This is a genomic window from Desulfosporosinus shakirovi (genome assembly GCF_020595055.1).
In the GTDB taxonomy this organism is placed as follows: Bacteria; Bacillota; Desulfitobacteriia; order Desulfitobacteriales; family Desulfitobacteriaceae; genus Desulfosporosinus; species Desulfosporosinus shakirovi.
This window is the reverse complement of record NZ_JAJDOO010000039.1, coordinates 20,596-35,564: the sequence shown is the minus strand read 5'-3', so window position 1 is coordinate 35,564 and position 14,969 is coordinate 20,596. Positions and strand designations below refer to the sequence as shown.

Sequence of the window (14,969 nt, the reverse complement as noted above, 5' to 3'; positions counted from 1 at the left end):
CTCTTAACTTATATACAATTTTGGAGTTAAACGACAACTAACTTGACAAACGCCGATAATCGGGGGAATTATATTGCGTTTTGAAATACTTAACTGGGCTACGATTGGCACCAATGCAAAGTGCATTATAACCATTAACATATATGCTTTCAAATATTTGATAACAACAACATTAGTTAAAGCTTCATGCTTTAAAATAACGCCAGACAATAAGGAAAGTACAAAAGAAGAAAAAAGTGTTACTGATATTATCAAAAACATAACTATCAATTTACCAACAAAAAAATCAGACCTGCGAATAGGGTAGGTAAATAAATTATTTATCATATGTTCCTGATATTCCCTAGAAAAGATGAAGCCTGTTAACAAAGCAAAAAAACCGATTCCTACCAGTAAATTAATAAGCATTACAGGGGTTAGTAGATAATCATTCCACACTACGATTGGATATTTTGGATTGATAGCGTAGATAATAAACACCAAGAAATTAGGAATTAGAAAGATTGTTGGAATAGCCCATAGAATTTTACAGTTTTTCAATTTTTGAATTTCTGTACTTACAATATTATATAACTCAAATAATTTTGGCATTATATCAATCCCCCGATGATTTTTATAAAGTAATCTTCAAGATTTTCTTCGATTAAACACATTTCCTCTACATCAATATTATTAGTTACTAAAACCCTGTTAATATTTATGGTTTCCTTGAGTCTTTCATATATCTTAATTACACCATTTTCCAACAGTAAATTCTTTAATGTTCAGATTTTCCGTTAAACATTTAATAGTAGCTTTTAAATCACTGACTTTGATCCGGATATATTGCTCACTCTTTTTCATCAGTGAATTAAGAGTTATTTCTTCGAGTAAAACGCCTTTATTGATTATTCCAATTTTGGTAGCCATTTGTTCAATTTCACTCAGAAGGTGACTTGATACTAAAATAGTAATTTTATCTCTTTTAGCAAGAGTAACTATTAGTTCTCTAATTTCCTTTATACCCACCGGGTCAAGACCGTTAGTCGGTTCATCCAATACCAAAATCTCTGGCTTATGTAATAATGTTCTTCCTATTCCAAGCCTTTGCTTCATACCTAATGAAAATTCTCCGACCTTTTTATTTCGAGCTTCTGATAGTCCAACTAAATGAATAACTTCTTCAACAGAGTCTCTTTTCTTTATGCCCATAAGCTTCCTGTGTATTTCTAGATTTTCCACTGCAGTCAGATTCTCATATGCGCCAGGATACTCGACCATCGAACCAATTCTTCTAAACACGTGATAATTTCTTTTGTTCAACGGTTCTCCAAACAATTCCACATAACCGGATGTTGGCTTAATTAATCCTAATATCATTCTAATAGTAGTAGTTTTACCAGATCCATTCTGACCCAAGAACCCATAAATATCACCCTGCGTTATATGCATATTAAGATTTTGAACAGCATACTCTCCACCGTATTTTTTACTTAAGTTGGATAATTTCATAATAGATTCCATGTAATACCTCCGTACAAACAGGGATTTCTTCTGCTAAAATACACAATCTAAATCGGCAGTCCGCTGTTCCTCTGCTCGCTTTAGGATGTTTGACACTGTGTTTCACCTTGCGTGAAGGTGGCTCAGTTTCAGACCCTGTGGCTCTCGCAGAGCATGAGTTAGTAGTGCTAACATAATAGTTGACCACCCGCGACCTAATAAAGCCAGAAAGGTGCTTACTCATTGGACCATGCTTCTGCCAGGACCATCTTTAATTCTTTTTTATGTAAAGTACCCTGCTGACTTACTTCTCTACGATAACTCAACACTTATCGTTTATTTGCATGGATGTTTCCTAAGATCGGGCCACAAATACTACACCAACCATAATGAGCAACGTCCCCATGGCTCGGAACAAGGATATGTCCTCTTTAAAGACAAAATAAGAAAAGCATAGAATCACGATATACCCCAGACCTACAAACGGATATGCGTAGCTGAGTTCAACTTTGCTTAATACCTTAACCCAAAGAATAAAGCTCAGGCCGTACAAGACCACGCCGGACATCACTGATACATTTTTAGAAATAGCTAAGAGACTCTGGAGCAAATGAGCACTTGAAAAATCTAATTCTAAATGCTTGGCCCCGATCTTAACTAATAGTTGGCCAGTAGCTCCGAGAAGCACGGATATTATTATTAATAACATGTTTTACCCTCGCATTATTTTTACTCTCTCGATACCCATTACCGCATAAAAAGTCAAGCTTAACACAGTTGGAAAGGCATAACGGCTTTGTCCCTCCGTGATGAAATAAACCCCGGCAAACATAAAGAAGGTTATAATTAGGAAAAGACTTCCTTTATCCACACTTGAGCAAAGAGTAAACCAAGATTTCCTTTTGGGCTGGCGATTCTCAACAACCAGATAAAGATAAATTAAGGTATGCATAACAATACTAGCAATTCCAACTAGAAACAAAGGTATTCTTAAAAGTTCGGAAAACAAAGACAAAAAAATTTTTAGGAGCGACGACAATCCGCTTCCATAAAATGTGTAATCGATATCTCCTCGTTGAATAAATGTCTTAGAGAGTCGCTTTAAACCTAAGCTGACAAATTCTATTGGGTGACTCAAAATCCATTCATTCGCGACACGACTCAGCATTTTATTTTTTTGAGTAGGGTTTGCCGTACGATAATCTGACCTATTAACTACGGAGTTTTGGACGTCTTCCACCGGCATCCAACCGCTAAGTTTGTTTTGCGTGTTATTGTTGATGTAAAGGACAATCCCTCCATTATTTGAGACATAGGTAAACTCACCAATGAGCTTGTAGTTACGAAAAAGCCAGGGAGCTATGATAATCCCAGTCACGAGAAGAACAACCGTACCGCTTTTTAAGCTTTTCCATAATTCTTTATGCCACATGAAGTCCGTTAGGATAATAGCCATGGCAAATAGTGGGAAGTAGGGCTTTATCATGGTATTTAACCCCGTTATAACCCCCATGGACACGTACTTATAGTTTGTATCGACTAGATAAATATAAGTGCCGAGCAAAAAGAGGGTTGTAAACAGAACCTCGGATGCGAGAATGCTATTATAATAGATGTTCATTGGGAAAAGGACAAAAAGTAGAAAGATTCGTTTGCGGAGTGTATTACGTATTCCTAATTTTTCGAGGATATGAAGAACCAGCATATTGTTTATAGTACTAAGAACCAGATTTAGTGCTTTCGCTACCCAAATAGACGACCCCAAAAGCCAATAAAAAGGAGCTAAAAAAATAGGGTACCCAACTGTGGTGTAGGTATCTCCCCATTGTCCCCCATTGGCTATTTGAGTTGCTATTCTGTGATAATACTCAAAATCGGAAATAGGTTCTGTTCGTACCAAAAGAATCCAAAGTAAGCCTGCAGCAAATCCTAGGGTCAAAACCCAATAGTAAAAGGAATCCCGTCGTTTTGGTCCTAAGCCCATGGATGTTTCCTTATCTTTATAGACACCTGTAAACAAAGCACTACCTCATTTACTTTCTTTAATTTCCCACAAATCCGGCATAGATGCAGCTATTTGAGCTTAGAAGAAGGGCGCTACAATGCAACGAAAATTCTTATCCTATTATTTTCTGATTCCGCCCATATTTCACCATTATGAAGTTTTACAATACTTTTGGCTATGGACAGCCCTAGACCTGAGCCCCCGATATCAGACGTTCTGGATTTTTCCACCCTAAAGAACCGGTCAAATAGATGGGAGAGATCTTCTTTATGAATCGTATCACCACAATTTTCAACCATTACTACCGTTAGCCAATCTCTTTGAGTAATTTGTATTTTTATTTCTCCAGGCCTATAACTGTATTTAATAGCATTGACTAGGATATTTTCAATCGCCCTAACTATTTTATCAGAATCAACTTCCACAAAGACTTCGTTCTTAGGATATACTTTTGAAAACGTTGAATGATTTTCTTTAGCCATTAAGGATAATTCACCAATAACCTGTTCAATGAGTTCAACCAGATTAATTTTGCTTTTATTTATCTGTACATCACCATTTGCAAGCTTGGTGTATTCAAACAAGTCCTGAATTAACAATTTAAGCTTTTCAGATTTTTTATAAGCAGTATCTAGATACTCTTTCATTTGGTCGAAAGTTTCATATTTCTTATCTTTTACTAACCTTAAGTAGCCAATAATTGAGGTCAATGGAGTTTTTAGGTCATGTGAAACATTCGTTATTAATTCATTCTTTAGCCTTTCCGCTTTTCTTTCTTCTTCAATCTGATTTTTTAGTTGCTCAGACATAAGGTTTATGTTTTCCGCAAGTAAGCCCAATTCATCTTGGCCCTTTTTGCTTATCTGGAAGTCCAAATTACCTTTAGAAATCTCTAGAATGCCATCGCCGATTTCCTCAATATACTTAACCTTTCTTCTTAGAAGAAGTATCAATAAACTAATAAATACGGTAATGCCCACACTTATTGCAAACAAAGGTTCTCTCCCGTAAGTCACTACTGTTCTCATTTGGGGAATACCTATTATGATAACTTGAGAGTCTATCGAATTGAATTTCATAGGGTATATACAATAAAAGTCGATGGGCTTCCCAGTGTAACTACCCAATCGTATTTTCTTTATTTGTTCTAAGTCTAACTTGTTTTCGTCAATATTATCTGATTTGAGACTGATATTTCCTTGCCCATCAACGATTGCAATCTTTAATTGATAATAGTTCGCCAGTTTACTAAGGTAATCAGCTCCTGTCTCTTTATCATCGCGTCCAGCATAAAGTTGGTTAATTTCTACAAAGGCAGTATTTGAGTTGTTCACAACACCCATAACTCCACCGCTGTTATCAAAGCTTACTTCTTGTACCTGCCAATAAACAGTTCCTGAGACAATTAAACAGAAAATTATTGCCAAGGTAATTTCTCGATTTAAACTTTTTTGTATGCAATTAATGAACCTTAATGAAATTCTCTTTGCTCTTTTAAATATTGACTCCAGAATTCTACTTCTCAACTTTATAGCCCACTCCCCAAATAACCTTTATATACTTTGGTTCTTTCGGATTCACTTCAATTTTTTCTCTAATATTTCTAATGTGAACAGCTACCGTATTATCAGAATTGCGAAAGGGTTCATGCCATGCCTGTGTGTAAATTTTTTCTGAGCTTAATACTATTCCTCTATTTCTTGTGAGAATTTCAAGTATTGAAAATTCCAAGGGGGTAAGTTTTACTTCCATACCATCGACTATAACTTCGTGAGTAGTAGTGTTTATAGTAAGCCCGTTGATCTTTATTTCATTTTCTGATGTAGGTCGAAAATCATTTAAGTCTTTAAACCGTCTAAGTTGCGACTTAACTCGTGCAACAACCTCAAGGGGATTAAAAGGCTTGGCGATATAATCATCTGCACCAACGTTTAAACCTAAGATCTTATCAGTGTCTTCGTTTTTTGCTGAAAGCATGACGATAGGCATTTTGTTTTCTAGTCTAATTTTCATACAAGCTTGGATACCATCCATTCGTGGCATCATTATATCCAAAATGATTAGATCAATCTTGTTCCTTTCTAAGACCGCCAAAGCTTCTACTCCGTTAGACGCTGTTAGTACGTGAACTCCCTCACTTTTCAAATAAATTTCCAACAAGTTTCGGATATCCTCTTCGTCATCCACAATGAGTACGCTGTTATTGTTCATCATAAATTCATCCTCTCAAAACTTCAAAAGCAAGCATGGAATAAATTGCTTATTGTCGAAAATTCACACCCGTTCCGTGCAGATTAATATTAATTACACCGTAGAACGAAATATCCTCCTAAACAAGAAACGTAAAACAACACCTATTCTCACTGCTCAATTTAAAATCCAGAAAACACATAATAACCATAAACAGACCGTAATGATAATGTGAGGATCCCTCACAACCAACCCTGAAGGATCTCCGCTTTCACCTTTGTGAATCAGAAATAGATAACGAAAAATACCATAAACAACTAAAGGTACAGTATAAATCAAGGCTGTAGTTTGATGAAGAGCAACAGTGCTAGGATCTACAGTATATACACTGTAAGAAATAATAACACCACCGGCAGTGATATCGATCAACTGTGTTAGTAACCCAAAATTGTAATTTCCTAAAACTGGTCGTTGGGCAACTGATCGTGCTGACATCACGTTTAATTCTGCAAGTCGTTTTCCGAACCCTAAAAAAAGAGTAACCATTAAACCAGAGAGCAATAACCAGCGTGAAGGCTCAATACCTAAACCCCATGTTCCCACGAAAATACGTAGCATAAAACCAAAGGAAATTGAAAAAGCATCTAATATAACTATGTGTTTCAGCACTTTGGAGTAAACAATATTTTGAATGAAATAAGCGACTAGAAAGGCTAAAGTTATAGGGGATACTATAGAACCGAATACCAAACCGAAAGTCAAGCATACGTACAGGAGTAATTTCGCAAAATATGGAGTGATTAACCCTGCCGCAAGGGGCCTGTTGCGTTTAATTAGATGTAAGCGATCTCTTTCTAAATCAATTAAATCATTCATGATGTAAACCGAGCTAGACACAAGTGAGAATGCAGTTACCGCTAAAATAGTTCTCAGAATTAGTCCTGAATTGCTCCATTGATTTGAAAAGATAATACCAATAAATATAAATAGGTTTTTGGACCACTGTGTAGGACGTATTAATTGCCATAGAGCTCGTAGATTTCCTATTTTGGAGACTAAAGAATTTTCACTATATCCTATGCTTTTCAAGATTCCCTCTCCTTAACCATAAAGACTACTAGGTCTTACTTTATCTGAGGTTTATGAAGAAATACTCTGAAAGTTTCTGAAGAATTTATGAAGGTTTTATTCTTTGGGTCCTATACTGCACTTTACTAAACCGCTGCTCGGGGCCAACTAACTAAGATATATAATTCAGGATATCATCGGGGATGTCTCAAGGTGAACATTAAATATCATAGTGATTTTGTTTTTCCCCTCAACGTGCCAATTGTGCTAGAGAAATAATTTCAAAGTTGCGCCTCCACTAATGGGATATTTTCATCAGCCATAAGTAATTGTGTTAAAGAAGTAATTAGACAAGGTAGGAAAACTCAAAATAAATTTAATTTTCTCATCCTTTGGTAAATTGAACACTTTCTCATAATTCACTTTACCATAATAAAATACTTTTGCACCGAAAATCATACTGCAAGGTACCACAAAATAATTGTGGTGCCTTGCAGTATGATTTTCGGTGCAAACACATTTGTGTCAACACAGCTAAGAGCTGTTAAGTTACCCGCAGGTCCTAAATTATGTTTTCCAGAGCAAGAAGGGTCCTCGTGCCCCTGATTATTTAAAATTCCAAATGCCAAAACCTTCCTGCCTAGACATATATATTTCAACACATATTATGAAACCAAAACTATATAAAATTCCCATTAGGAACAAGTAACCCGTGCAACACTACAGCAAGATGCCTGGCGCTGACATTAAGTCCGATCCATACTCCGCAAGGCGTCGCGGCTGAGATTAATAGGATCAAACAACAGACCTATAAAATTATGCTTACCAATGCCATCAAGGTCGGCAAGCGCCCTGAAGGAGCCCAATGCCCTGCTATCCCAGCCCACAGCCAACAGGCTGATACAGCGCTTTGAAGAATATGGAGATAAACCGTTTGCTTCCAGTGATAGCGACGGCAGGTCAAATTCGTCGGCGCCGACGAATTTGACCTGCCAGGCCCTTCTCACTGCTGGGAAATCCGGAAAATGTGCGGGAGAAAGAGCAGACTCAAGCTTTTGGCTTTTTCAACCAAGTATCCAGTTGCCGGCTAAAATTTTGTAGTGAGATAGGAAAATTGAATAAATAACACAAAAGATCCCCAGAGCAGGAGATTCTTCCAAAAATATGTTCACATATCTTATTCATCGTCTGCCTCTTCTTTTAAACATGAGTTTGTCCCAATCACTCATTTCCAATATCATTCTAATAAAAATAAGCAAGTCTTCCTGTAATGTACCGCTTGGTTTGTCGGACACAGGTGAGTTAGGATACAATAACCTTGGACAAAGCCTAATTCTCCTTTTTAAGATTTTTTGTCAGATTTCTGAGTTTGCGCCTTAATCTCTTCCAAATTCTTCAATATCTCCGTATCGATTAAGGCTCTACGTTTAAAAAATCGTATAGTATTCATTATTAAGAAAACAGCTAATATAAGAATTATAAGATAGAATAGTATAGGGACAAGAACAGTTAATAAAACAGAGTAATCGAAATCAGATTGTATTGAGTTTTCCATAACTATCGCTCACCTCTAAAATAATATTTTAAGTTTCGCACCCGATTAAGTCGGCTTAATTTAGACATCCAATTGGTCTAATAAACGCAAAAATTTCGCATAAACACTGGGTTTTTATATATTTGATTGTTTTAACAACATCATATTAAATGTGATGAAAACTTTCAAGTTTAAAGTACTATGTTGTTGCCAAGTCAGTTTTCAAAAACAGGGATGGCTATTGTGAGTCTGAGATCATCATTCTCAGATGGTTCTACCTTGATGTTGTTAAAGAGTGTTAATGCCTTGTATAAGAGCGAATTTCAAACCGCGATGAAAAAAACTCTATCTATCACCTGAAAAATAATGCAATTCTGTTGATATCAATAGCTTCTCAATTAACTATGAGTAAATCTCCAATATCAACTGCCTGTACGTGGCATTTTCTTTAAGCGTATCTTAATTTCAAGAAGTATTTGGCTAGCAATAAAAATCGAGGAATAAGCTCCACAAAACACCCCAATCAACATAGCTAAAGAGAACATTCTTGTGGATTCCCCACCTAGGATAAATACGGCAAACAGCGAGATTAAAACTGTTGTAACCGTGTTAATCGAACGACGCATGGTTTGCCAAATCGATTTATCAACCATATCCTGATAGCTATCTCCACGCTTCATCTTAGGTTCGTTCTCACGGATACGATCAAAGATAATCACGGTGTCATTAATAGAGTAACCAACGATAGTCAAGATGGCCGCTACAAAGGTTGCATCGATTTCCCATTGAAACAGCGAAAAAATCCCAACAACCACAAAGACATCGTGCAATAAAGCCAGAATTGCCGAGATAGCAAAACCAAACTGGAACCTGAACGTAATATAAATGATCATCATGCCCATGGCAATGATCAATGCATAAATAGCGTTTCTAGTAAGTTCTTGTCCCATGGCAGGGCCTACTTTATCCTCTTTAAGAGACGCCTTGTCATACTCTCCAACCTGGGTTTCCAAGGCAGTCAGTAATTCGCTTCGTTTTTCTTCTTCAAGGGCTTCTGTTCGAATCAAGGCGGTTGTGTCACTGTTAGACAATTGAACATGCCCTTCAAGCCCAACCGATTTCATCGTATCCGATATCGCGCTTTGTGACACTGCCTTATTGAAGGTCACATCAAGCATTGTTCCACCTTTGTAATCAATTCCCAAATTCAGCCCCTGCATGAACAAGGAAATAATCCCCGGGATAATAATTAAAAGAGAAATGGCAAACCACCAATACCGTTTCCTGACAATATTAAAATAAAGCGGATGTAGTTTCTGAACCTCTTCGCAGGTCGCTGAATGTCCAGTTTTTGTCATTATACATCCCCCCTAAGGCCAAACCAAAATGTTTTCATTTTCGGGTTGATTCCCACTGTCCAGCGTAAAACTTGTCTGGTAAACGTAATCGCAGTAAACAAACTGACAATAATCCCGATACCTAGGGTCAAGGCAAAGCCTTTGATCGAACCACTTCCAAAGATGTAAAGAGTTATTGCGGCGATAAGTGTCGTAACATGGGCATCAATTACTGTAATAAAGGCTCGGCTAAACCCGGACTCAACACCAGCCCGAATCGATTTCCCAGCCCGAATTTCCTCTTTTACCCTCTCATAGATAATAATATTAAAGTCCACGGCCATTCCAATAGAAAGAATGAAACCAGCGATACCGGGAAGTGTCAATACCACTCGGAACGACCAAAAAGCCCAAAGGACAATGAGCGTATATACTATTAAAGAGAAGTCCGCCACAACCCCTGGCAAGCGATAGAAAACAAGCATAAAGAGGAAGATAAAAATTAGACTGTATATTCCAGCATGAATACTTTTGTTCAAGGAGTCAACTCCTAAAGATGCTCCCACCTGGCGTTTCTCTGCAATACTCATGCTCACTGGCAACGAACCTGACCGCATGAGAACGGCATGATTCGCTGCAGCCTCCAAGGTTGCATACCCGTTGATATACGCTTGACCGTTAAGAACTGGTGTATCAACTTTCGGGTTCGTTAAAAGTTTCTCATCCAGATATATGCCAATTGGTTGCCCTAGATACTTGGTAGTTAAATCAGCAAACTTTTTGGCCCCATCAGTTGAGAATGTTAAGTTAACGACAAACCCACCCGCATTGGTTGGGTCCTGCCCTCCCTTGGCATCAGTTAGTTCATCCCCTTTCAAGAGAACATTTCCTTGAGCATCCCTCAACGTTAACTTAGCTGTTGTTTTAAGGATATCTACGGCCTTATCGGGGTCAGTAACACCTGCTAAGTCAACAATAATCCGTTTATTGTTATAGTCTGCTTGAACTATGGGTTCGGATACCCCCAGATCATTGACCCGCTTAGCAATAATAGCTTTGGCTTTATCCATATCGGAATTAGTAATTGGAACGCCGTTTTTATTAGGCTCGGCTTGTAGCACCAAGTGCACGCCACCGCGTAAATCAAGTCCCAACGGGATGCCCTTTACGGGATCCACCAGAGGGTTAATTGTTTGATCGAGGATATTTGAAGTATGTGCTGTTCGATTATTATTGTAGAGAGAGCATTCGCTTCGTTACTCGTCTAAAGAATAACGCCTGTGTTGAAGTTCTCCAAGAGCTTGAGATAGACGAAGAGAGTGTCATAGAAGAAGACCTCATCGTGCGTCTGGGTAAAGGGAAAAATCGAATGGAACACGACTTACGGCTTGTGATCACGAAGGATACCGAAGGAAAAGCCATCATGATTTTAACCAACGATTTTAACATGACGGCGGAAGAGATTGGTGATATCTATCGTTACAGATGGCAAATAGAGCTTTTCTTCAAGTGGATCAAGCAACATTTAACGATTAAGCATCTGTTTGGTAAGAGTAAAGCAGCTGTTGTAAACCAATTGCTCATCGCCTTGATTACCTATTGTTTAATGATGTTGGTCAAGTATAAATCAGCCTACCAAGGTTCTTTGCTCAATATTCAACGACTCTTAATAACGTGTTTATACGAGCCCTTCACCTCTTATGTGCAAAAACTTCACAGGAAAGGCCCTCCAACAAAGGGGCGACAGCGACAGGATCATGAGCAAATCTACGAAATAACGTTGAATCAAGTACTTTCTGGAGATATGGATGACCTTTTCTATAGCAACGAGATCTACTAAACATTAAGCTAATAGATGTTAAAATGTGGAAAAAGGACTACCCATTAGGTAGTGGTCGACTTTCTTGCAGAAAGAGAAAACAGTTGGTTGTATGTACCAAATAAGGTTTTTATAGATACTGTAAAACTCTCCTAATTTCCACTTGACAAGGAAAGATTATTTTAATGCAACACTAATGAGTTCTGTTATTAAACACGCTATCTGATGATAATTTCAGAACCAGGGGTACTTTGCCCATTGTCAGCGATTTTCAGAAGATATGAAGCCTGACTAGGTTACCAAGTACATAACGTGATTAACTACAAGTTGTCTCCTATAATAAGAGTGTATCAAATATAGTAAATGGTTCACTTTTTTTTAAAAATTTTTACTGACAACGCAATTACTTATTTTTTTTTAGAAATTTTAATAAAAAAAACTATTAGTAGGAATATAAGGTTACCCCAGAAAGTCTCTCAGGCATTTCACTGCAGAAGAACCCTTAATCACTGCTTATTACCATAACAGCCAGATCTCTGAATTTTAGGACTCTGGTAGCCTTAGTTGTTGTTATTAATCAGTGTCACCTATTATTAGTAAATGTGTTTTTGCTACGCCCCGCTCACTTTTACATCTAATTCAGTTTCATATAAACTCTGGTACATAATATTTTTGTCTTGCAACGAACTGTGACTACCCGTTCATGGGGGACTTCCCGAATATTGTCGAACCAAAAACAATGCCCATGGAAGTACCGTCAGCTTAAGCTATGGTCCGTTAGGCTGCTTAAGGTTCTCAGCCTCTCAGAAGCAAAGACACCCTCTTTAAATACGATGAGGGAGCAAGTTAAACTTTCAGACCCATGCCAATATCTAAAGTGTCCCGCTGGATGCGAAGACATATAAGAATTAAATGACGGTTATTCCACCCCTTGTAAGATAGCCTCTCGGAATTCAGACCCTCAAACTCAACCGTTATCTGCTCTATTTAAAATCATTTTGTTTTTTTACTTTCTCAGCCGCACCTAAACTTTAGCAAAGGAAACATAGAGAGGATGATTATTGTAAATTATTTTACTCTATTACAATACATCTTAAGTTTGGGGGTAATAACTCATCAAAATAACTTTTAATATGTTCAAATTTTCTACTTTATTTTCCGTCTTCAACATGCGGACTACATATGTCCATATTTGAAGTTTTATTAAAAATGAAAATGTTCGATAGACCATAGGTCTTTCAACATTGAGAATCTCAACGTAATCCGGAGAATAAAAAGAAATCAAGGCCTGACGCTGGAACGACTTCTTCTTTTTCAACCTTAGATTTCGATTTAACCCGTTCGTGGATACTACGATTTAAATCAAGAAGTCGGGCATCAGGTAGGCGGTTTCCGTCGTGCCAAACTTGCATCACGCTAAGATCGTAGGGATTAAATTGGAGGGTCCACCGTTTGACCGGAACACGTCAAAACTCTGGCTTTTCAACACCGCTAAGGCTTCCATACTTGAAGTTAGTACAGTAGCTTTCATATCATTTTCTTGCTCAATCATGCTTTTTGTACCTTCACCAACTGAGGGATGATCATCAACTAATAATATTTGGATCACGTTGTCCTCTTCCCCCTTAAACACCTTGTTCGTTTACATTAGTAATCATATCAACCGGCAGCCAAATTGAAACCTCAAGCCCCTTGCCTAAACTCGAATAAAACCAGGTTTTACCTTCAAGACCTGATACTCGCTCTTTGATTCCAGATAACCCTATATGATTTAAATAAGATTGTAAATTCTGAAGATCCATTCCAATACCATTATCCCGATAGTTAAAATTGATACTATCATTACTATCGGCTAAGGTAATATTGATTTCAGTCGCCTTGGAATGTTTAGCCGCATTTGTCAATAGTTCTTGTACAATTCGATAAAGTACTAACACATGTTCATAATCCAAATTTATACTAAAATCTCTTGCATTAAAATTCACAATATAATCATTTCGTAACTGAGCATTAGCAAATAAATTCTTTAACGCTTCAACAATTCCCGACTCTTTTAATAAAGGTGGAAGAAGTTCATTGCAGGTTTCACGAATTTGATGAGTGACATCTAACAGCCCTTCGGCCATATTTTTTAATTGTTTCTTTAGATCTACTGGAATTCTTTCATCGACCGATATTATTTCAAGGTTACGATACCACAGCAATTGTTGTTGTAATGCTGAATCGTGTAAGTCTGAGGCTAAACGACGTCTCTCCTTCTCCGCTAAATTAAATAAAAGCCGCAATACCCAAGGATGAGGTGAGTCCTTCTGCGTAACCGCTTCCTCTAATTTCTCTATTAGCCCCTCAATTAAGTGTAGGTTTTCATAGACTATACTTGCATAAGAAGCGATTGTTCTAAGCCATACTCTTTCATCTTGGTTAAATTCAGTTCGATTTAATTTTTCCCTAATCCATACGAGATGGCTTTTGTCCTTCTCTTTACTTAGTATGAGAAGGACTCCATTTCTACCAATATCAATTAACTCACCCGCCGAAATCGATCCAGTATTGTTTTTAAACCAATCAATTATGCCTATTTCTCAAAAGTCTGGACTCCCGATCTTTATAATTAATGAAAACATTATCTGGCGTTTAGGAATAGATGATTAGCTTTTGAAGGATGACATTAGACTCGATCCACTTCTTGCTTGATGTTCGATTCGGTATTCGACAAATTGCGGGAAGTACCAGGCCCCTTTGGGAGGAAAAGAAAGACCCTCGACTTCGGGGCCTTTTCCGACCCAAGCATTAGTTTTTATCTACAAAGGGAGCAGTTACTTCCTTAGGGCTAATATTGGGATAAGGATCGAATAAGTTCTCTGGAACTTCGCTAGGACTCATATATATTTCGCTCAGGGTTCCCTCAACCTTTTTATCGTTACGAGTAAGCGAATCGTGACGTGCTATTGGAAGGCCTGTTTCAGAATCTACATCTAGAGTTCTATATACTAACAATGTTTTCCCGTTAAGAGTCTTCTCTTCCCCTAAAATCCAATTTTGTTTAATATCATCCTTTACACTTTTAAAAATAGACTTTCCTAACAGGATTTTGTTCTCAGAGGCTATTTTATCAGGAATTAACCAAGTAGTAGTATCTACCTTTCCGTCAACATTACCAATTACGATAACACGTCTCCCTTGTTCTTTTACTATTGTTATATTTTGTAGGCCCTCTGAGTCATAAGAATCTGATCTTGATTGAAGGTTAGCAAGATCTGTCCATATTTCTGTACAATTACCAGCTGGATCAGATATTTTAACATATTCAATATTGGAGGCTTTCATTGAACCAACTTTGTTGGCAGTAAATGTTACCCCATCCTTAGGTGTGGATTCCTTAACCGTTGCCGTTACCATAGATGACATACTAAATATCACAAGGGCTATTATTCCAACAAAAATGCCAGAACGTTTTAATCGGTTAATTAACATATAAAATCCTCCTTATATATTTCTATCCCTCAACAGATTATCAACCTGGTCCGGCGTTCA

13 protein-coding genes and 2 pseudogenes are annotated in these 14,969 nt (G+C 37.5%); 2 read left to right on the top strand and 13 right to left on the bottom strand.

What is annotated here, in order from left to right:
* Positions 1-3: 3 nt before the first annotated feature.
* From LJE72_RS22140 to LJE72_RS22105, 8 genes and pseudogenes are all read right to left on the bottom strand, one after another.
* Positions 4-591 (bottom strand): ABC transporter permease, encoded by a 588-nt coding sequence (locus LJE72_RS22140; RefSeq protein WP_229250147.1) that lies wholly within the window; start codon positions 589-591, stop codon positions 4-6.
* Positions 591-1,503: pseudogene (locus LJE72_RS22135) on the bottom strand (ABC transporter ATP-binding protein). Before LJE72_RS22135 ends, LJE72_RS22140 begins: the two are co-directional and overlap by 1 nt.
* Positions 1,469-1,726 carry a hypothetical protein gene (locus tag LJE72_RS22130; protein WP_229250146.1) on the bottom strand — a complete coding sequence of 86 codons (258 nt, stop codon included), beginning with the start codon at positions 1,724-1,726 and terminating at the stop codon, positions 1,469-1,471. The pseudogene LJE72_RS22135 and the gene LJE72_RS22130 overlap by 35 nt, the downstream one beginning before the upstream one ends.
* Before the next feature lie 111 nt (positions 1,727-1,837).
* The gene (locus LJE72_RS22125) at positions 1,838-2,191 is read right to left on the bottom strand and encodes an SMR family transporter (RefSeq protein WP_229250145.1); all 354 of its coding nucleotides are present in this window, start codon (positions 2,189-2,191) and stop codon (positions 1,838-1,840) included.
* Positions 2,192-2,194: 3 nt separating this feature from the next.
* Entirely contained in the window at positions 2,195-3,502 is a 1,308-nt protein-coding gene (locus LJE72_RS22120; protein WP_229250144.1) for an ArnT family glycosyltransferase, read from the bottom strand.
* A gap of 77 nt (positions 3,503-3,579) precedes the next feature.
* Entirely contained in the window at positions 3,580-5,013 is a 1,434-nt protein-coding gene (locus LJE72_RS22115; protein ID WP_229250143.1) for a sensor histidine kinase, read from the bottom strand.
* Entirely contained in the window at positions 5,003-5,698 is a 696-nt protein-coding gene (locus tag LJE72_RS22110) for a response regulator transcription factor (protein WP_229250149.1), read from the bottom strand. Before LJE72_RS22110 ends, LJE72_RS22115 begins: the two co-directional genes overlap by 11 nt.
* A 156-nt stretch (positions 5,699-5,854) precedes the next feature.
* A complete protein-coding gene (locus tag LJE72_RS22105; RefSeq protein ID WP_229250142.1) occupies positions 5,855-6,766 on the bottom strand; it encodes a decaprenyl-phosphate phosphoribosyltransferase in 912 nt (303 codons plus the stop codon).
* Positions 6,767-7,485: 719 nt separating this feature from the next.
* Here LJE72_RS22105 and LJE72_RS22100 point away from each other — a divergent pair.
* Positions 7,486-7,784, top strand: a pseudogene (locus LJE72_RS22100) (DUF3102 domain-containing protein); the annotation flags it as partial.
* Positions 7,785-8,701: 917 nt separating this feature from the next.
* On the opposite strand, the gene secF reads toward LJE72_RS22100, so the two are convergent.
* Both secF and secD read right to left on the bottom strand, forming a co-directional pair.
* A complete protein-coding gene (secF, locus tag LJE72_RS22095; RefSeq protein ID WP_229250141.1) occupies positions 8,702-9,637 on the bottom strand; it encodes a protein translocase subunit SecF in 936 nt (311 codons plus the stop codon).
* Positions 9,637-10,770: a protein translocase subunit SecD gene (gene secD / locus LJE72_RS22090; protein ID WP_229250140.1), complete on the bottom strand. Its 1,134-nt coding sequence runs from the start codon at positions 10,768-10,770 to the stop codon at positions 9,637-9,639. The genes secF and secD overlap by 1 nt, the downstream gene beginning before the upstream one ends.
* A 35-nt stretch (positions 10,771-10,805) precedes the next feature.
* Between secD and LJE72_RS22085 the strand changes: the two genes are divergently transcribed.
* A complete protein-coding gene (locus LJE72_RS22085; RefSeq protein ID WP_229250139.1) occupies positions 10,806-11,456 on the top strand; it encodes an IS4 family transposase in 651 nt (216 codons plus the stop codon).
* A gap of 1,390 nt (positions 11,457-12,846) precedes the next feature.
* On the opposite strand, the gene LJE72_RS22080 is transcribed toward LJE72_RS22085, so the two are convergent.
* From LJE72_RS22080 to LJE72_RS22070, 3 genes are all read right to left on the bottom strand, one after another.
* The gene (locus LJE72_RS22080; RefSeq protein ID WP_229250138.1) at positions 12,847-13,044 is read right to left on the bottom strand and encodes a response regulator; all 198 of its coding nucleotides are present in this window, start codon (positions 13,042-13,044) and stop codon (positions 12,847-12,849) included.
* A gap of 16 nt (positions 13,045-13,060) precedes the next feature.
* Positions 13,061-13,720, bottom strand: coding sequence for a sensor histidine kinase (locus LJE72_RS22075; RefSeq protein ID WP_229250137.1), 660 nt, complete (start codon positions 13,718-13,720; stop codon positions 13,061-13,063).
* Between the two features lie 505 nt (positions 13,721-14,225).
* Positions 14,226-14,909 (bottom strand): hypothetical protein, encoded by a 684-nt coding sequence (locus tag LJE72_RS22070; RefSeq protein ID WP_229250136.1) that lies wholly within the window; start codon positions 14,907-14,909, stop codon positions 14,226-14,228.
* Positions 14,910-14,969 lie beyond the last annotated feature (60 nt).